Source organism: Paeniglutamicibacter sp. GQ140, from assembly GCF_059759235.1.
This window is the reverse complement of record NZ_JCAXDW010000004.1, coordinates 185,802-203,270: the sequence shown is the minus strand read 5'-3', so window position 1 is coordinate 203,270 and position 17,469 is coordinate 185,802. Positions and strand designations below refer to the sequence as shown.

Annotated in this window: 16 protein-coding genes; 3 read left to right on the top strand and 13 right to left on the bottom strand. The window is 68.8% G+C overall.

Features of this window, described 5'->3' with window-relative positions; all coding sequences use genetic code 11:
* Nucleotides 1-18: 18 nt before the first annotated feature.
* The 8 genes from AC6CHY_RS07670 to msrB all read right to left on the bottom strand — a co-directional run bounded on the left by AC6CHY_RS07670 (nucleotide 19) and on the right by msrB (nucleotide 9,526).
* Nucleotides 19-2,157 carry a 3-hydroxyacyl-CoA dehydrogenase NAD-binding domain-containing protein gene (locus AC6CHY_RS07670; protein ID WP_498226375.1) on the bottom strand — a complete coding sequence of 713 codons (2,139 nt, stop codon included), beginning with the start codon at nucleotides 2,155-2,157 and terminating at the stop codon, nucleotides 19-21.
* A 4-nt stretch (nucleotides 2,158-2,161) separates the two neighbouring features.
* Entirely contained in the window at nucleotides 2,162-3,400 is a 1,239-nt protein-coding gene (locus AC6CHY_RS07665) for a thiolase family protein (protein ID WP_498226373.1), read from the bottom strand.
* A 145-nt stretch (nucleotides 3,401-3,545) separates the two neighbouring features.
* Nucleotides 3,546-4,862, bottom strand: a complete 1,317-nt coding sequence (locus AC6CHY_RS07660; protein ID WP_498226371.1) for an HRDC domain-containing protein — start codon at nucleotides 4,860-4,862, stop codon at nucleotides 3,546-3,548.
* Between the two features lie 64 nt (nucleotides 4,863-4,926).
* The gene (locus AC6CHY_RS07655; protein WP_336245127.1) at nucleotides 4,927-5,553 is read right to left on the bottom strand and encodes a DUF3000 domain-containing protein; all 627 of its coding nucleotides are present in this window, start codon (nucleotides 5,551-5,553) and stop codon (nucleotides 4,927-4,929) included.
* 96 nt (nucleotides 5,554-5,649) lie between these two features.
* Entirely contained in the window at nucleotides 5,650-6,711 is a 1,062-nt protein-coding gene (locus tag AC6CHY_RS07650; RefSeq protein ID WP_498226369.1) for a threonine aldolase family protein, read from the bottom strand.
* Between the two features lie 44 nt (nucleotides 6,712-6,755).
* On the bottom strand, nucleotides 6,756-7,484 hold the full coding sequence (locus tag AC6CHY_RS07645; protein WP_217389798.1) for an SDR family NAD(P)-dependent oxidoreductase: 729 nt from the start codon (nucleotides 7,482-7,484) through the stop codon (nucleotides 6,756-6,758).
* A gap of 41 nt (nucleotides 7,485-7,525) precedes the next feature.
* Entirely contained in the window at nucleotides 7,526-8,899 is a 1,374-nt protein-coding gene (locus AC6CHY_RS07640) for a DUF6421 family protein (protein ID WP_217389797.1), read from the bottom strand.
* A gap of 228 nt (nucleotides 8,900-9,127) precedes the next feature.
* Nucleotides 9,128-9,526, bottom strand: a complete 399-nt coding sequence (gene msrB, locus AC6CHY_RS07635; RefSeq protein ID WP_217389979.1) for a peptide-methionine (R)-S-oxide reductase MsrB — start codon at nucleotides 9,524-9,526, stop codon at nucleotides 9,128-9,130.
* A gap of 163 nt (nucleotides 9,527-9,689) precedes the next feature.
* Here msrB and AC6CHY_RS07630 point away from each other — a divergent pair, with 163 nt between their 5' ends.
* Nucleotides 9,690-10,937 carry an alpha/beta hydrolase gene (locus AC6CHY_RS07630; protein WP_498226366.1) on the top strand — a complete coding sequence of 416 codons (1,248 nt, stop codon included), beginning with the start codon at nucleotides 9,690-9,692 and terminating at the stop codon, nucleotides 10,935-10,937.
* On the opposite strand, the gene ybaK is transcribed toward AC6CHY_RS07630, so the two are convergent.
* The 3 genes from ybaK to AC6CHY_RS07615 form a co-directional block, all read right to left on the bottom strand.
* Nucleotides 10,934-11,440 carry a Cys-tRNA(Pro) deacylase gene (ybaK, locus tag AC6CHY_RS07625; protein WP_498226365.1) on the bottom strand — a complete coding sequence of 169 codons (507 nt, stop codon included), beginning with the start codon at nucleotides 11,438-11,440 and terminating at the stop codon, nucleotides 10,934-10,936. The two genes, AC6CHY_RS07630 and ybaK, sit on opposite strands and share 4 nt — an antisense overlap.
* A 76-nt stretch (nucleotides 11,441-11,516) precedes the next feature.
* Nucleotides 11,517-11,957, bottom strand: a complete 441-nt coding sequence (locus AC6CHY_RS07620; RefSeq protein WP_217389978.1) for a SufE family protein — start codon at nucleotides 11,955-11,957, stop codon at nucleotides 11,517-11,519.
* A 13-nt stretch (nucleotides 11,958-11,970) separates the two neighbouring features.
* Entirely contained in the window at nucleotides 11,971-12,879 is a 909-nt protein-coding gene (locus AC6CHY_RS07615; RefSeq protein ID WP_217389794.1) for a sulfurtransferase, read from the bottom strand.
* Nucleotides 12,880-13,147: 268 nt separating this feature from the next.
* Here AC6CHY_RS07615 and zapE point away from each other — a divergent pair, with 268 nt between their 5' ends.
* Nucleotides 13,148-14,185 (top strand): cell division protein ZapE, encoded by a 1,038-nt coding sequence (gene zapE / locus AC6CHY_RS07610; RefSeq protein WP_217389793.1) that lies wholly within the window; start codon nucleotides 13,148-13,150, stop codon nucleotides 14,183-14,185.
* 132 nt (nucleotides 14,186-14,317) lie between these two features.
* Here zapE and AC6CHY_RS07605 read toward each other — a convergent pair whose 3' ends face one another.
* Both AC6CHY_RS07605 and AC6CHY_RS07600 read right to left on the bottom strand, forming a co-directional pair.
* Entirely contained in the window at nucleotides 14,318-15,457 is a 1,140-nt protein-coding gene (locus AC6CHY_RS07605; protein ID WP_217389792.1) for a benzoate/H(+) symporter BenE family transporter, read from the bottom strand.
* A gap of 162 nt (nucleotides 15,458-15,619) precedes the next feature.
* Nucleotides 15,620-15,847, bottom strand: coding sequence for an antitoxin (locus AC6CHY_RS07600; RefSeq protein WP_217389791.1), 228 nt, complete (start codon nucleotides 15,845-15,847; stop codon nucleotides 15,620-15,622).
* A 376-nt stretch (nucleotides 15,848-16,223) separates the two neighbouring features.
* Between AC6CHY_RS07600 and AC6CHY_RS07595 the strand changes: the two genes are divergently transcribed.
* Nucleotides 16,224-17,384: an IS1249 family transposase gene (locus tag AC6CHY_RS07595; protein ID WP_498226362.1), complete on the top strand. Its 1,161-nt coding sequence runs from the start codon at nucleotides 16,224-16,226 to the stop codon at nucleotides 17,382-17,384.
* Nucleotides 17,385-17,469 lie beyond the last annotated feature (85 nt).

The window sequence follows — 17,469 nt, the reverse complement described above, 5'->3', positions numbered from 1 at the left end:
GGTGCCGCGGGGGCGGGATCAGCCCCGGTCCCGGTGGAACTTCGCGCCGTTGACGCGTTCGGAGGCGCCCACCTGGTCCAGGTACGGGGTGATGCCGCCCAGGTGCATGGGCCATCCCGCGCCCATGACCATGCACAGGTCGATGTCCTCGGGACCCGCGACCACGCCCTCGGCGAGCATTAACCCGATCTCCTGGGCCAGAGCGTCCTGGGTGCGCCGTAGCAGTTCCGCTCCGGTGCTCGGGGTGTTCCCGAAGGACAGCAGCTTCAGCGTGGAGGAGGGAATCTCCTCCCCGCCGTCGGCGGCAGGTGCCCAGAGCGACTTGATGCCGTGGGAGATGAGCACCTCCTGGTTGCCCGAGACGTGGAAGCGCTCGCCGAAGGCGGCGTGCAGCGATTCGGAGACGTGGTGCGCCACCGGGATCCCGACCATCGCCAGCAGCGTGAACGGGCTCATGGGGAGCCCCAGGGGGCGCAGTGCCGTGTCCGCCACCTTGGCGTCGGTCCCGTCGTCGAAGGCCTTGGCGACCTCGCCCATCAGGCGCAGCAGGATGCGGTTCACCACGAAGGCGGCCTCGTCCGCCACCAGCACGCTGGTCTTGCGCAGCGCCTTGCCCACGGCGAACGCGGTGGCCAGGGCCACCTCGCCGGTTGCCTCGGCGCGCACGATTTCCAGCAGCGGCATCTGCGCCACGGGGTTAAAGAAGTGGAAACCCACCAGGCGTTCGGGGTGTGCCAGGTCCCGGCCCATCTCGGTGACCGAGAGTGAGGAAGTGTTGGTGGCCAGGATGCACTCGGGGGAGACGACGGCCTCGACCTCGGCAAAGACCTGCTTCTTGACAGCCAGTTCCTCGAAGACCGCCTCGATGACGAAGTCGGCGTCGGCGAAGGCGTCCTTGGACACCGAGCCGGTGACTAGGGCCTTGGTGCGGTTGGCCGCGTCGCTGGAGATGCGGCCCTTGGCGAGCTGCTTGTCGACCTCGCCGTGGATGTGGGCCAGCCCCGAGGTGACCCGTGCGGCGTCGATGTCGGTGATGACCACCGGGACCTTGAGGTTCTTGGCGAAGAGCAGGGCCAGCTGGCCGGCCATGAGCCCGGCGCCGACCACCCCGACCTTGGTCACGGGCCGCGCCAGCTTGGCATCCGGGGCGCCGGCGGGGCGCTTGGAGCGCTTCTGCACCAGGTCGAGGAACGCGTACACGGTGTTGTGGAACGCGTGGGTTTGCATCAGTTCGGTCAGCGCCGCGATTTCCAGTGCGGCGGATTCCTTCTGGGTGATGGAGGCGCCGGCCTCGAAGACCTCCAGCACCTTGGCCGGTGCAGGTGCTGCGTTGGAGGTCTTGGCCTCCACGAACACCCGGGCCTTGGCCGCGGCGGCCGCCCAGCGTGCGGCGATGTCGGGGTTGCCGTTCGGCTCCACGGCGTTCGGGCGCTGCACGGTGGTTGCACCGCTGAGCACGCCGTCGGCCCAGAGCAGGGACTGCTCCAGGAAGTCGGCGGGTTCGAATAATGCGTCGGCAATGCCGAGCTTGAATGCGGCGGCGCCGTCCAGGGAGCGGTTGTTGTTCAGCGGGTTTTCGATCATCACGGTCATTGCGGCCTCGGGCCCGGTCAGGCGCGGGAGCCGGTAGACCCCGCCCCAGCCCGGGACCAGCCCGATGAATGCCTCGGGCAGCCCGATGCCGTTGGCCCCGGTGGAGACGGTGCGGTAGGTGCAGGCCAGGGCGATCTCCAGCCCGCCGCCCAGCGCGACGCCGTTGATGAACGCGAAGGTGGGGACCCCGAGGTCGGCCAGCAGGTCGTAGGCCGCGTGGCCCAGGGTTGCCATGGCGGCGCCGTTTTCCGGGGAGGCCAGCGACTTGACGCCGTTGAGGTCGGCGCCGGCGACGAGGTAGTGGGGCTTCCCGGTGAGCCCCAGGGCCTGGATTTCCCCGGCTGCGGCGCGCTGCTTCTGCGCGGACAGCGCGGCGTGCAGTTCCAGCAGGGTGTTGGGGCCCAGGGTGGTGGGCTTGGTGTGGTCGAACCCGTTGTCCAGGGTCAGCAGCGCCATCGTCCGCCCGCCGGGCAACTGGACGTCTTCGACCAGGGAGTGGGTGATGATCTCGTGGGGTACCAGCGAGGCGAGGGCTGCGAAGCTTTCAATGGTGCTCTGGCTCATGGCCTTAGGCATCCTTTCCGTAGTCGGCGTGGTGGGGGTTTTCCCAGATGACTGTCCCGCCCATGCCCAACCCGATGCACATGGTGGTCAGGCCGTAGCGGACCGAGGGGTCCTGCTCGAATTGCCGGGCCAGCTGGTTCATCAGGCGCACGCCCGAGGAGGCCAGCGGGTGTCCCACGGCGATGGCGCCGCCGTAGCGGTTCACCCGCGGGTCGGTGTCCTCGATGCCGTAGTGGTCAAGGAAGGAGAGCACCTGGACGGCGAAGGCCTCGTTGATCTCGAACAGCCCGATGTCCTCGATGCCCAGGCCGGCCTGGGCCAGCGCCTTCTCGGTGGCGGGGACCGGCCCGATGCCCATGACCGAGGGCTCGACCCCGGCGAAGGCGTAGGAGACCAGGCGCATCTTCACGCCCAGGCCCAGTTCCTGGGCGGCCTGCGCGCTGGCGAGCACCGCGGCGGTGGCCCCGTCGTTCAGGCCCGCGGCGTTGCCGGCGGTGACCCGGCCGTGGGCGCGGAAGGGGGTGCGCAGTTCGGCAAGAGACTCCAGGGTGGTGCCCGGGCGGGGCGGCTCGTCGGCGGTGTGCAGCTTGAAGCCCTCCCCGGGGCGGCGGGCCGCGACCGGGACCAGGTCCGGCTGGATGTTCCCGGCCTGGTAGGCGGCGGCGAGCTTTTCCTGGGAGGCCACCGCATAGGCGTCGGCGCGTTCCTTGGTGATGTCGGGGAACCTGTCGTGCAGGTTCTCCGCGGTGTTTCCCATGTTCAGGGCCGCCGGGTCCACGATGCGTTCGGAGAGGAACCTCGGGTTCGGGTCGGCCCCGGCGCCCATGGGGTGGTTGCCCATGTGCTCGACGCCGCCGGCGATGACCACGTCGTAGGCGCCGAAGGCGATGGAGCCGGCCGTGGTGGTCACCGCGGTCATGGCCCCGGCGCACATCCGGTCGATGGCGAATCCCGGGACCGACCGGGGCAGTCCGGCCAGCAGCGCGGCGGTGCGCCCGATGGTCAGGCCCTGGTCCCCGGTCTGCGTGGTGGCGGCGATCGCGACCTCGTCGATGCGTGACGCGGGCAGCGAGGGGTTGCGGCGCATCAGGTCGCGGATGCACTTGACCACGAGGTCGTCGGCGCGGGTGCCGTGGTAGATGCCCTTCTCTCCGGCCTTGCCGAAGGGGGTGCGGACGCCGTCGACGAAGACGACGTCGCGGACCTGCCGCGCGTTGGAAGTGTTCACTGGCTGGGGGCTCACCGGTACTCCTTGTGATCGGGATGGGGATGTGATCCACCCCATACGCTACTGGTGAGTAACTTAGAGTGCAAGCCGCGCCTGCCCGGGCAAGAAAAAAGCCGGGCAGGTTCCTCCCGGTTGCGGAAGGTGCCTGCCCGGCCGTTCATCAGCGCCTGGCCAACTCGTCGGGGTCCAGCAGCGCCACGGTGAGCACCGGGCCCACCAGCTCGATCTGCCATTCACGGGCGCCGAGCGCCCGCAGGGCGGCCGCGACGGTGTCCGGGTCAATCTCCGCCGGCGGGCTCCAGCACAGCCGGCGCAGCGTGTCGGGGGTGAGCAGGTTCTCGGTGGGGATGTTCAGGGACTCCGCGGTGCGGGCCACCCGGGCCCGCGCGGTCTGCAGCCGCGCCGCGGCCACCGGGTCCTTGTCCGCCCAGACCTTGGGCGGGGGCGGGGAGTTGGAGGGCACCTGGTTCGGCGGCAGGTCGGAGGTGGTCGCGGCGTCCTGCAGGGCGCGCAGCCACTTCGGGGCGTCCTTGGCCGCGGAGCGGCCGTGGAAGCCGGGGGTCTTCAGCAGCGCCGGAACGCTCTTGGGCATGGCCCTGGCCGCGGCGACCAGCGCCGAGTCCGGGATCAGCCGGCCCGGCGCGGTGTCCCGGGTCTGGGCCAGCGACTCGCGGGTCTCCCAGAGGGCGCGCACCGCGGCCAGCGTCCGGCGGTCGCGGATCTGGTGCAGGCCCGAGGTGCGGCGCCACGGGTCCACGCGGGGAGGGGCAGGGGGAGCGGTGCGCACCGCCTCGAATTCCTCCTCGGCGAAGCCGAGCTTGCCGTCGGCCGACAGGATCTTGATCAGTTCCTCGCGCAGCCGGTCCAGGACCTCGACGTCCAGCGCCGCATAGCGCAGCCACGGCTCGGGCAGCGGGCGGGTTGACCAGTCGGCGGCCGAGTGCTCCTTGGCCAGGCGCAGCCCCAGCAGGGACTCCACGGCCGGGCCCAGGCCCACGCGCGGCAGCCCGGCAATGCGGGCGGCAAGTTCGGTGTCAAAGAGCCGTGCCGGGTCCATGCCCAGCTCGCGCAGGCAGGGCAGGTCCTGGGAGGCGGCGTGCAGGATCCAGGTTTCGTCCCCGATGGCCTCCTGGATCGGATCCAGGTTCTCGAAGGGCACCGGGTCGATCAGCCAGCTGCCCGATCCCTCGCGGCGCAATTGGACCAGGAAGGCGCGCTGGCCGTAGCGGAAGCCGGAGGCCCGCTCCGCGTCGACGGAGACCGGGCCGGTGCCGGCGGCGATGGCACGCGCGGCGCGGCGCAGGCCGGGCTCGGTGGTGATGACCTCGGGCACCCCGTCGCGCGGCATGTCCAGCAGGACGGGCTCCGGGGGAGCCTCCTGCACGGGGTCGGCGGGATCCGGGGCTTGCGTCGGTGCGGACGATTCGTCCGTCACGGCGCTGTGGCTGGGGCTCGTGGCGTGGTGGGTACGGGTCATGGTCTAACGATTCTAGTACCGATTGCGCCGGGGCCCGATGTGCCGGGCCGCGGGGCCGCGGGTTCTAGGAGAGCCGGCGGTGCGGCAGCGCGGTGACGCCGCTGGGCAGCGGGGGCAGGCCGGCGAAGGTGCAGACCATGTCGGCCCAGGCCTCGAGATGGGTGGAGATGTCGTGGTCGCCCGGGGTCCAGGAGGCCCGCAGCTCGATGTCGATGGTCTCGTTGCGGTGCTCCAGGGTGCCGTAGCTTTCGGAGAGCACGCGGGTGGCGGTGCCGCCGGCCTGCCGGTAGTCGGCGCCGGATTCGTTCAGCGCGTCCAGCAGCCAGGTCCAGGCGACCGAGCCGAGCATCGTGTCGTTTCCCATCTCCGATTCCATGCGGGCGCGGATGTAGGTCACGATGCGGAAGGTGCCGTCCCAGAGCGCGGAGCCCGCGGGATCGTGCAGCAGCACGAAGCGGCCGGTGGCCAGTTCCTCGGCGTGCGCCGGCGGGGCGGACTCCGCGGGGGACGCGGTCCTGCGCGCGACGCGTTCATAGACGTCGGCGGAGAGGGCCAGGGCGTAGGGTGCCAGCCGGGCCGGGGCCGGGATCTCCTGGAGGTGGATCTCCCGCCGGCAGCTGGCGCGGCGAACCGCGGCCAGGGCCTCGAGGAAGGCTGGCGGCACTGCTTGGACTGGTCCGTTTGATGTCACATGGCGAGTCTAAAGTGCGGCCATGGCTTGGCCGCCTGCGGCACGCCGGGGAGCGGAAGGGCGTTGTGCCCCCGCTCACCGGCGACCGGTGGCAACCTACTGCTTGGCAAGTTCCTCGGTGAGTGCGGCGACGAAGGAATCGACGTCCGCCTCGGTGGTGTCGAAGGAGCACATCCAGCGCACCTGGCCGGCGGAGCGGTCCCAGTCATAGAAGCGGAAGCGCTCGCGCAGGCGGTCCGCCACCGCGTTGGGCAGCGCGGCGAACACGCCGTTGGATTCGGTCGGGTACACCAGCTCCACCCCGTCGGTTGCCGCGACCGCGGCCGAGAGCCTCGCGGCCATGGCGTTGGCGTGGGCGGCGGAGCGCAGCCACAGGTCGGTGCTGTAGAGGGCCAGCAGCTGGGCGGAGATGAAGCGCATCTTGGAGGCCAACTGCATGTTCATCTTGCGCAGGTACTTCATCGACTCGGCCGGGCCCTCGGTGAGGGTCACGATGCCCTCGCCGAACATGATGCCGTTCTTGGTGCCGCCCAGGGACAGGATGTCGATCCCGGTGCCGGTGGTCATCTCGCCCAGGCCCGTGCCCAGGGCGGCGGCGGCGTTGGAGAGCCGGGCGCCGTCCATGTGCACGCGCATGCCCAGGGAGTGGGCGTGGTCCGTGATGGCCCGCAGTTCCCCGAGGGTGTAGAGGGTGCCCAGCTCGGTGGACTGGGTCAGCGAGACGGCAAGCGGCTGGGCGCGGTGCTCGTCCCCCCAGCCCCAGGCCTCGAGGTCGATGAGCTCCGGGGTGAGCTTGCCGTCGGGTGTGGGCACGGAGAGCAGCTTCATGCCGCCGATGCGTTCGGGTGCGCCGTTCTCGTCGACGTTGATGTGGGCGCTGTCGGCGCAGATGACCGCGCCCCAGCGCGGCAGCAGCGACTGCAGGGCCGTGACGTTGGCGCCGGTGCCGTTGAACACCGGGAAGATCGTGGCCGTCTCGCCGAAGTGCGAGGCGATGACGCGTCCGAGCTCCGCGGTGTACTGGTCCTCTCCGTAGGAGACCTGGTGCCCGCCGTTGGCCTCGGCCAGGGCGGAAAGGACCTCGGGGTGGATCCCGGAGTAGTTGTCCGAGGCGAAGCCGCGCACCGAGGGGTCGTGGATCATGGAAGTCACTGGCATGGGGTCCTTACGGGGGATTGCAGGGGGGATGGGGGAGAGGGGTGCTAGCGGGTGGGCAGGTGGATCCGCGCGCCGTTGAGTGCGTCGGCATCGCCGGAGAAAAGCTCGATGGCCGCCGCGCCGAGTGTGGCGACGTCGGTGAAGCCGGCGGTGCCGCGCTCCGGGTGCGCCGCGCGGGTTGCGGCGTCGGTGAACGCCTTGACGACCCAGACGGCGGCGGCGGCGCGCTGGGGAACCGGGTGCTCCTTGTTCCCCGACTGGGCGGTGCGCAGTTCCGCGGCCACCGAGCGCATCCAGGCCTCGGCTCCGGCCTTGGCCGTGGTGTAGTTGGCGTTGGAACCCGACGGGGCGTCCACCGCGGTGGCCGAGACGATGGCGGCCCGGCCGCACCGCGAGGCCACCAGGTCGTCGCGGAAGACCCGGGTGGTGTTGCGCAGCGTGGTGACGACCTGGGTGTGCAGGAATTCGTAGTCGTCGTCGCCCTGCCCGGCCAGGCCCTTGCCGCCGCGCCAGCCGCCGACCAGGTGCAGCAGCCCGTCGATGGGGCCTCGCTCGACATCGATCAGCTGGCGCAGCTCGGTCACCGCCGCGTGGTTGGCCAGGTCGACCTCGTAGCGCCCGTGCACGAAGGGCAGCCGCTCGGCCAGCCGCCCGGCGTTGGAGCCGGCGGCCAGCACCGTGGCGCCGGCCGCGCACAGCGCGTGCGCCGCCGCGACGCCCGAGGCGCTGGTCGCCCCGGCAATGAGTACTCTCAAGTCAGTGAGGTCAGCCATGAAACAGATTCTAGCCTTCGATTCCGGGGTCGGCGGGTGTGCTAGATGGACGAGGTGCCGGTGATGCCGACGGTGGAGTCGATGACGGGACGCAATTTCTTGGCCAGTGCCTCGTAGAACATCGAGTGCGGGAACTCGTCGTCGAGGACTTGGTTGGTCGTCTCGCGCAGCGGGCCGGCAAGCGGCAGCGCGTCGGGCCCCTTGGCCCAGACGGAGGCCGGGTGCGGGGTCAGCGTTGCGGAGACCAGCTCGTAGGCCGCCAGCCAGTGGGCGATCTTCGGGCGGTCGATCGAGCGCCAGTACAGTTCGTCGATGGCGTCGCCCAGGGCCGAAACCACCGCGGGGACCTGGTCCCAGTCGATGGACAGCTTGGTGTCGGTCCAGTGCAGCACATGGTGCTGGTGCATCCAGGCGAAGAGCAGCTGGCCGCCCACGGCGTCGTAGTTGCGGGTGCGCGTGCCGGTGATGGCGAAGCGGAAGATCCGGTCGAAGATCACCGCATACTGGACCAGCTTGGCGCGGTGGCGGGTGGTTTCGTCGGCGGAGGCCGCGTTGGCGATCTTGACGCATTCGCGGAAGGCGGTCAGGTCGCAGCGCAGCTCCTCGAGCGAGTACAGGAAGTAGGGCATGCGCTGCTTGATCATGAACGGGTCGAAGGGCAGGTCCCCGCGCATGTGGGTGCGGTCGTGGATCAGGTCCCACATCACGAAGGTCTCCTCGGTGAGGCTTTGGTCCCCGAGCATTTCAGCGGCATCCGCGGGCAGTTCCAGGTTGGTGATCTCCGCGGCGGACTTCAGCACGCGGCGGAAGCGTGCCGCCTCGCGGTCCTGGAAGATGGCCCCCCAGGTGAAGGCGGGCGTTTCGCGGATGGCGACCGATTCGGGGAAGAGCACCGCCGAGTTGGTGTCATAGCCGGGGGTGAAGTCCAGGAAGCGCAGCGGGACGAAGAGCTTGTTGGAGTAGTCCCCGGACTCCAGGCCGGAGATGAACTCGGGCCAGATGACCTCGACGAGCACAGCTTCAAGCAACCTGTCGGTGGACCCGTTCTGCGTGTACATCGGGAAGAGCACCAGGTGGCGCAATCCGTCCTCGCGCGCCAGCTGCGGTGCGAACGCCTGCAGGGAGTCGAGGAAGTCGGGGACCCCGAAGCCCGCCCGGGACCAGTTGTCCAGGTCGGCGGCGAGCCCCCGAAAGTAGGCGGCATCGTGCGGGAAGTGCGGGGCCAGTGCCTCCAGCGACTCGGCGATTGTTCCCGCCAGGGCCGCGGCGCGCGGCTTGTCGGCATCCACCGGCACCGAGCCGTCCTGTCCCTGCAGGCCCTGGAACTCGGTGGCGGCGTTCTTCAGTGCCAGCCAGGGCCCGGAGGTGACGAGTTCCGCGTTGGACAGCGGCTTGGGAAGAGTTGCCTGGGACATGGTGGGGGACCCCTTTCGGTACGGCCGGACACGCCGCGCGGATGCTGCGGAACTTGGCTTGGCTCCAGCGTACTGAGGGGTCATGGTTGCTGATTGAAATACGGCTCTAGCATCAGCAATACTGTTGCAAGTGCCGTGGGGCGGGCACCAAGGCATGCGCACGGGGAATGCTCGGGCCCCGGGTCATCGCGATGCCCCCGGGCCCGGGCCCAAACCGCGGGGTGCCGGCTAGCTCGACTTCAGCCGCAGCGAGACCGAATTCATGCAATAGCGCTGGTCGGTGGGGGTATTGAAGCCCTCGCCCTCGAAGACGTGGCCCAGGTGCGAATCGCAGGCGGAGCAGCGCACCTCGACCCTGACCATGCCGAGCGTGGAGTCGCGGATGTAGCGGACCCGGTCCTCCGCCAACGGGGCGAAGAAGGAGGGCCACCCGCAGTTGGCATCGAACTTGGCGTTGGAGGTGAAGAGTTCCTGGCCGCAGGCGCGGCATTCATAGACGCCTTCGGTGGTGGTGTCCCAATACTCGCCGGTGAAGGGGCGCTCGGTTCCCGCCTTGCGCAGGACCTGGTACTCCTCGGGGGTCAATTCGGTGCGCCACTGTTCGTCGGTCTTGGTGACGCTTGGCATGTCGGGGGTGCTGGATTCTTCTGGGGGCTGGATATCACTCACACAACGCACAACACCTATGTGGCCGCGCCCATTCCCGCGTGCCCCCGGCGCAACACGGGCGCGGAATCCGGTGCCCGCCAAAACCACAAGACGGTGGCCATTGTTTGCAATGATGGTAGGCATGAAGGAACAACTTTCCCCGAAGCCCCCGCGCGCGCGATCCGCTGGCAAGGGACTGAGCTGGGCATTGCTGGGCGTGGGCATCGGAGCGGCGGCCGGCTCGGTGTTTGCCGGCAGTGTTTCGGCGCTGGCGGCCTACTTCGCGCGCCGCGTGGTGACCCCCGACGCGGAGCCGGACCAGAGCCTGGAGATCCTGGCCCTGGTGCCCACCGAGAAGGGCAGGGACGTGATCCTGTCGGCGAACAAGGATTCCACCGCCCCGGGACGCTACTCGCTGTTCTTCTCGGCCGACACCGGGCACGCGCGCCTGGGCGAGCCCAAGGGCTACCGACCGGGCGACGGCACCGTGACCCGGGAGGTGGAGCAGGTCTACTTCGGCGACCTTGCCGCCGCCGCCCGCGGTCGGTTTTCCGGGATCGTCTATGACTCGCCGGAGGACGTCGACGTCGCGTACAGCGACGTCGAGATCCCCATCATGGGCGGCATGGCCCCGGCCTGGTTCATCAAGGGGGACGCGGAGGCCGACACCTGGGCCATCTGCGTCCACGGCCGCGGCGCCAACCGCAAGGAGGGACTGCGTGCCGTCCCGACGCTGCAGCGCCTGGGGCTCAGCGCACTGCTGGTCTCCTACCGCAACGACGGGGTGGCCCCGGCGGCGGTGGACGGGCGCTACGGGCTGGGCGCCACGGAATGGCCGGACATCGAGGCCGCCATCGACTACGCCCTTGACCACGGCGCGAAGGAAATCCTGCTCTTCGGCTGGTCCATGGGCGGGGCCATCGCCCTGCAGGTGGCGGACAGGTCGCGGCACGCACGCAGGATCGGCGCCCTGGTGCTGGACGGGCCGGTGATCAACTGGATTGACGTGCTCTCGCACCAGGCCAAGCGCAACCGCATCCCCGAGGCCGTGGGCAGGTTCGGCCAATGGCTGCTGGGCAACAAGGCGGGACGCTGGATGACCGGGCTCGCGGCCCCCCTGGACTTGAAGATCCTGAACTGGGTCGAGCGGCACGACCAGTTGCGCATGCCCACCCTGATCCTGCACAGCGAGGACGACGACTTCGTCCCGATCGGCCCCTCGGAGCAGCTGGCGGAGCTGAGCCCGCAATTGGTGGGCCTGCGCCGCTTCAGCCGCGCCGGGCACACCCGCGAGTGGAACGTCGACCCGCAGCGCTGGGAGGCCGAGGTCGCCGCGTTCGTGACGGGCGTGCTCGATGCACCGCGTCCCGGGGATGCCGCCGCGAACTAGTGGGAGATGTGGGCAACCTCTGCCTCGGTTAGCCGCTGCAGGTCGGCCGGGGCCAGCTCGAGGTCAAGCCCGCGGTGCCCGCCGGAGACGTAGACGGTCTCATGGGCCAGCGCGCCGGCATCAAGCAGCGTGCGCAAGCGGTTGCGCTGGGCCAGCGGCGAAATGCCGCCCACCACGTATCCGGTGCGGCGCTCGGCCACCGCCGGGTCCGCCATCTCCACCTTCTTCAGGCCCAGGGCCGTGGCCATGGCCTTGAGGTCCAGGGTCCGGTCGACCGGAATGATGCCCACCACCAGGGCCGCGGGCCCGGGTTCTCCGGTGGAGACCAGCAGCGTCTTGAACACCTTGCCCGGGGGAACGCCGATGGCCTCGGCGGCCTCCAGCCCGTAGTTGTCCACGGCCGGGTCGTGGGTGTAGGAGTGAACCGTATAGGGGACGGACTCGCGGTCCAGCAGCGTGGTCGCGGGCGTGCCGGTCGAATGCGTGCTCTTCTTCTTGGACATGGGCTTTCGGGATCCTCCAAAAACGTGTTTGGGCGCCGGCACGTGCCGACGCCCAAACTTCCTCGATGGTTTCGGCCTAGGAGCCGGCAGCGGCAACCCGCTCGCTGACCTGTCGCTTGATACGGGCAAGCATGGCACTCATGCCCCGTAAACGCAACGGCGTCAGGGCCCGGGTCAGCCCCAGCAACTGCGGCATGTCGTCCGGGACGCCAAGCACCTCCGCGGCCGGCAGCCCGTCGAGTCCCTGGTGCAGGACCGAGGCGAAGCCGCGGGTGGTCGGCGCCTGCGGGGGAGCGGAGAAGAACAGGGAGACCCGGTGCTCGCCCCCGGGCTCCACCTCGATGTTCAGGAACAGCGGCGTCTGGCACTCCACGACCTGCTCCAACAGGTCGGGATGCTCGGCCAGGCGTGCCGGGAGCTCGGGGAGCTCCTCGGAGAAGTCAAGCAGCATTTCCAGGCGTTCGGGCTCGGTGACCGACTGGAAGTCCTCGACGATCTCGGCCAGGGCAGCGGGCATCTCGCTCATGGTCCTAGGCTCCGTATCCCGCGGGCACGGCGCCGGGCTCGATGCCCTTGACGATGGGAACGCGCACCGCATTGCCCCATTCGGTCCAGGAACCGTCGTAGTTGCGCACGTTCTCGAAGCCGAGCAGGAACTGCAGGGCAAACCAGGTGTGGCTGGAGCGCTCGCCGATGCGGCAGTAGGTGATGACGTCGTCGCCCGCCGCCAGCCCGGCCTCGCCCAGGTAGATTTCCTCGAGCTCGGCACGGGACTTGAACGTGCCGTCCTCGGCCGCCGCCTTGGCCCACGGAACGGAGGCGGCCGTCGGGATGTGCCCGCCGCGCAGCGTGCCCTCCTCCGGGTAAGCGGGCATGTGGGTGCGCTCGCCGGTGTATTCCTCGGTGGAGCGCACATCGATCATGGGCTTGCCGAAGTGCCCCAGCACCTCGGGCAGGAATGCGCGGATGACGGTGTCGTCGCGCTCGATGACCGGGTAGCTGGCCGGCACGGCCACGGGCTTTTCGCGGGTGGTCTCCCGGCCCTCGGCGATCCACTTGTCGCGGCCGCCGTCCAGCAGGCGGACGTCCGCGTGGCCGAAGAGGGTGAAGACCCACAGCGCGTAGGCAGCCCACCAGTTGGACTTGTCGCCGTAGATCACCACGGTGGAGTCGCGGCCGATGCCCTTGGCTGCCATCAGCGCGGCGAAGCGCTCGCCGTCGACGTAGTCGCGGGTGTCTTCGTCGTTGAGCTCGGTGTGCCAGTCGACCTTCACCGCTCCGGGGATGTGGCCGGTGTCGTAGAGCAGGATGTCCTCGTTGGATTCGACAATCACCAGGCCCTCGGTGGACAGGTTTGCCGCCAGCCATTCGGTGGAGACCAGCCGTTCGGGGTGGGCGTAGTTGGCGAATGACGGATTGGAATCGATGGGAAGGCTCATGGTGAATTGACCTCGCAACAAGAAAATCGGGGAAATGGTGTTGCTTCCAGCCTAGCGATCCGGGGCCCTGCCGGCGGCGAACCACTGTCATTCGACGCCATATTTCGCTCCAAGCGTCGGCCTTTGCGCCGGGGGCCGCGGGCCGGCGCCTGAAGGGCGCGACCCCCGTTTTAGTGGTTGTCGAATGTGTGGGCATAAAATGGCGGGGGCGTGTCTTTGCGCCGCGCACGCACACCACCACCCGAAGATTTAAGGACCGTTCCGCCGTATGGCCACGATTACGCATCTTTCCCAACGGACCCCCACGGTCTCCATCGACGACCTGCTTGCCGGCTTCCACCCGTCCTACCGCTTCGGAGAGGTGTCCTTCGACACCTACCGGCCGGACCCGGCCTGGCCCACCCAGGCCGAGGCGGTCACGAAGCTCAAGCACTTTGCCTCGACCATCGGCAATTCCAAGGGCGGCTTCCTGGGCAAGCTCTTTGGCAAAAAGAAGGTCGAGAAGTCCGGCATGTACCTCGACGGCGGATTCGGCGTCGGCAAGACCCACCTGCTGGCCTCGCTGTGGCACCTGGCCCCGGGCCGCAAGGCGTTCGGCACCTTCGTGGAGTACACCAACCTCGTCGGCGCCCTGTCGTTCCGCCAGACCGTCGAGGTGCTCAGCGGCTACTCGCTGGTTTGCATCGATGAATTCGAGCTCGACGACCCGGGAGACACCGTGCTGATGTCCCGTCTCATGCGCGAGCTCTCCGATGCCGGCGTGAAGATCGCGGCGACCTCCAACACCCTGCCCGGCGCACTGGGGGAGGGGCGCTTTGCCGCGGTGGACTTCCAGCGCGAGATCAAGGTGCTCTCCGAGCAGTTCGACGTGCACCGCGTCGAAGGCGTTGACTTCCGCCACCGTGGACTGCCCGACGCGCCGGTGCCCCTGGAGGACGGCTTCATCGAGGAATTCGCCGTCGAGCGCTACGGGGACAAGACCTTCGCCGTCGACGAGTTCTCCGACCTCATCGGGCACATGTCCAAGGTCCACCCCAGCCGGTACCGCGCCTTGCTGGCCGAGACCGACGTGCTGGTCCTGCACAACGTCGAAACCATCACCGAGCAGGCCGTTGCGCTGCGCTTCGTGGTGCTGGCCGACCGCCTGTACGACAAGGACGTGCCGATCATCGCCTCGGGCAAGCCGTTCAGCGAGCTGTTCACCCCGGAAATGATGGCCGGCGGCTACCAGAAGAAGTACTTCCGGGCCGTCTCGCGCCTCACCGCACTGGCCCGCGAAGGCCAGACCGGGGAACCGGCGCTCTAGACTCCAGCCATGAAGGCCGTGACTGCCCGAATCCGCAAGCCCCGTCTTTTCGAGGGGGAGCGGGGCGGGCGCCACGGCCTTTTTCGTGCATTCCCCGGGGCCAACGACTCCGCGGGTGGAACCTGCGCCGGGTCAGTGGCGCTTGCGTTCGATGAGCAGACGCAGCGCCAGGCCCGCAACCAACGCCCAGAATGCCCCGCCGATCCCGGCGAAGCTCAGGCCGGATCCGGCAATCAGGAATGCGACCAGGGAACTCATGCGGCTGGAGGGATCCGACAGGGCGGAGGAGGCGGAAGCGCCCAGGGTGCCCAGCAGGGCCAGGCCCGCTGCGGCTTCCAGCAGGCCCTCGGGGCTCGCGGTCGCCAGTGCCGTGATCGCGGCCGACGCCAGCCCGAGCAGCACATAGAAGCCGCCGGACGATACCGCCGCGATCCACCGCCTGGACCGGTCTTCGCCGGCCTCGTCCCCGGCCGCCAGGGCGGCGGAAATCGCCGCAAGGTTAATGGCATGCCCGCCAAGGAATGCCGCCGCGGAACTGCCGATGCCGGTGGCGAGCATGGAGGCGCGCCACGGCGTTTCGTAATTGAAGCTTGCCAGCACCGCCACGCCCGGAACGTTTTGCGACGCCATCGTGACCACGAAAAGCGGCAGGGTGATAGCGGTGAATGCTTCGAGGCTGAATGCCGGGGCGGTGAACTCGAGGCCCGGCAGCAAGTCACCGATCATTCCCGTTGCGCCGGCCTGCCCCAGGGAAAAGCCTGCTATGCCCAGTGCCGCGGCCATCGCGGCGGGAACCGCCCACCGCGGACTCAGCCGCAGGAAGACCAGCCACACCACGATGACCGGTGCGACATGCAGCGGAATGGTGGACAGCGCCACAAATGGTGCCAGACAGAGCTTGAGCAGCACGCCGGCCAGCATGGCCTGGGCCAGGGGGACGGGGATTGCGGCCAGAAGCCGGCCCAGCCAGGGGATGGCCCCGGTGGCTGCAATCAGCACGCCGGTCATGATGAAGGCGCCGACCGCCTCGTTCCAACCGAAGTTCACGGCAGCGGCCCCGGCCAGCAACGCGGCACCGGGGGTCGACCAAGCGGTGGTGATCGGTCGCTTGGTGAACCACGCCAGACCGACTGCACAAATGGCCAGTGCAATGGTGAGGGCGAAAAGCCCCGAGGCGGCCTGAGCGTCCGTCGCCCCGACGGCCTTGAGCCCGGTCAGCACCACGGCAAAGGACGAGGTGTATCCGACCAAGGCGGTGACAAGACCCGCCATGATCGGCTGCGCAAGTGCGGATCGCCGTGGAGGGCCGGGTATGGCGGTGGAGGTCAAATCGCTTCTTTCCGTGCAAACGACAGGTGCCGGTTCCGCCTCACGGCGGTACCGGCACCCGTTTGTCGTGCCTAGGGCAAGAGTCCTAGTAAACCAGGCAGGGACCTAGACGGTCGGCGTGCCGCCGTCGCCTTGATCCTTGTTGAGGTGGTCCTTGACGCCATCCTGGACCCTGTCGACGTGCTCGGAGAACTTGCCCCCGGTCTTTTCGTCGATGAAGTCGCCGGCGTTGTCAATGGCGCCACCAATCTTGTCCGAGTTTTCGTGAATCAACTCGGCCGCCTTGTCCTTCAGTTCTGCGGCCTTGCCCTTCAGCTCGTCAAAAATAGACAAAAGGCACCTCCTCTCGATAGTGGGGGCATGGAAAGGCCCCGTCTACGATTCATCCTATGCGCAGGCGCGTCCGAATCAAGGGAATTTAGGTGAATTTCTTCCTCGATGTCGCTCTGACTTGCAACTATTCGACCAAAACAAAGCCGGGACTGCCCCTTGCAGCAAGCGCAGGGGTTGCGGGATACCCTGAAATTCCCTGTGTGGGGCCATGTTCGGACGCCTCAGGGGCGGGGTGCGTGCCACCGTGCGGGCCCATGGGGCGGTCCCTTCAGCGCTGGGCTGGCGGCTTATAGGACAGAAAGTGTGTCCGTAAGCGGCCTGCTTCCCAACGCCGGCGCGGCAGAACGGGGTTTCTTATAGCCTTGGGCCATTAACCGTGAATGGTTCTGGAAATTCGAAGCACTGTGAAGTATGTGGATCTCGCCTCAAACGCAACGGGAAGACCACCGCGGGCACCCAGCGTTGGAGGTGTGTTGACTGCGGGGCCAGCAGCGTGCGCAAGCGGGAAGACCTGGCTCGGCGGGCCGAGCTTGACCGGTTCGTGCAGTGGCTGATGGGCAAGGACTCCCAGGCCGAGATCGGGCCCGGCGGCGGGCGGACCTTCCGCCGCTCCACCCAGTGGTGCTGGCGCGTGGAACCCGCGGCAGCGGTGACCGGGGAAATCCACGGCCAAGTCCAGATGGACGGCATCTACCTGGGCCGGGGGTGGTGCTGCCTGATCGCGATCGCCAACGGGCATGTCATTGGGTGGCAGTGGTGCGACACGGAAAAGACTGCAGCCTGGCTGGCCCTGATGGAACTGATCCCCGCCCCGCGCGCGGTGGTCATCGACGGCGGCTCGGGGCTCGCCTCCGCCCTGTCGCGGGCCTGGCCCGAGACCCGGATCCAACGCTGCCTGGTCCATGTCCAGCGCAACGTGCGCACCTACCTGACGCTGCGGCCGCGCACCGACGCCGGGCGGGCCCTGCGCCGCATTTCCCTGGCCCTGACGCGGCTCAGGACCACGGAGCAGGCAGCCGCCTGGGTGCAGGTGCTCAACCAGTGGCACACCGAGCACGGAGAGCTGATCAGGCAGCGCACCTACCAGCAGGGACCTGCCGGCTTCCGCCCCGCCGGGGTCCGGTCCGGCCAGGCCTGGTGGTACACCTGTGACAGGCTGCGCAAGGCCTACCGGCTGATGGAGCGCCTGGCCAGGAACGGGCACCTGTTCACCTACCTGCACCCGGAACTCAGCGACGTCGGCGTCGAGTCGACGACCAACCGGATCGAGGGCGGGGTCAACACGCACCTGCGCGCCCTGCTGCGCAACCACCGAGGCATGCCGCCGGCCCACGCAAAACGCGCCGTCGAATGGTGGCTCTACACCCACACCGAAAACCCTGCCCCGCTGCACACGCTCATCCGCCCCGAACACCTCAAGCCGGCACCCAGGGAAGTGCCCCGGGAGGAACGGATCGGACCGGAAACACTGGGCACGGGATACAGCGCGGAGGAAGGGCTTTGGGCCCGGAAGGGATGGGCCGGAAGACCCTGCTAAACCAGGCCCTGACATGGCGAAGCCCCGGGTGACACACCCGGGGCAGACACACTTTTTGTCCTATAGGCCGGGCTGGCGCCCAGGG

What these genes read in the sequence shown, in the direction of transcription:
- AC6CHY_RS07670 (WP_498226375.1), bottom strand. Translation starts at nt 2,157, where the DNA reads ATGAGCCAGAGCACCATTGAAAGCTTCGCAGCCCTCGCCTCGCTGGTA.
- ybaK (WP_498226365.1), bottom strand. Translation starts at nt 11,440, where the DNA reads ATGTCCAAGAAGAAGAGCACGCATTCGACCGGCACGCCCGCGACCACG.
- AC6CHY_RS07620 (WP_217389978.1), bottom strand. Translation starts at nt 11,957, where the DNA reads ATGCCCGCTGCCCTGGCCGAGATCGTCGAGGACTTCCAGTCGGTCACC.
- AC6CHY_RS07630 (WP_498226366.1), top strand. Translation starts at nt 9,690, where the DNA reads ATGAAGGAACAACTTTCCCCGAAGCCCCCGCGCGCGCGATCCGCTGGC.
- AC6CHY_RS07650 (WP_498226369.1), bottom strand. Translation starts at nt 6,711, where the DNA reads ATGCCAGTGACTTCCATGATCCACGACCCCTCGGTGCGCGGCTTCGCC.
- AC6CHY_RS07615 (WP_217389794.1), bottom strand. Translation starts at nt 12,879, where the DNA reads ATGAGCCTTCCCATCGATTCCAATCCGTCATTCGCCAACTACGCCCAC.
- zapE (WP_217389793.1), top strand. Translation starts at nt 13,148, where the DNA reads ATGGCCACGATTACGCATCTTTCCCAACGGACCCCCACGGTCTCCATC.
- AC6CHY_RS07640 (WP_217389797.1), bottom strand. Translation starts at nt 8,899, where the DNA reads ATGTCCCAGGCAACTCTTCCCAAGCCGCTGTCCAACGCGGAACTCGTC.
- msrB (WP_217389979.1), bottom strand. Translation starts at nt 9,526, where the DNA reads ATGCCAAGCGTCACCAAGACCGACGAACAGTGGCGCACCGAATTGACC.
- AC6CHY_RS07605 (WP_217389792.1), bottom strand. Translation starts at nt 15,457, where the DNA reads ATGGCGGGTCTTGTCACCGCCTTGGTCGGATACACCTCGTCCTTTGCC.
- AC6CHY_RS07645 (WP_217389798.1), bottom strand. Translation starts at nt 7,484, where the DNA reads ATGGCTGACCTCACTGACTTGAGAGTACTCATTGCCGGGGCGACCAGC.
- AC6CHY_RS07660 (WP_498226371.1), bottom strand. Translation starts at nt 4,862, where the DNA reads ATGACCCGTACCCACCACGCCACGAGCCCCAGCCACAGCGCCGTGACG.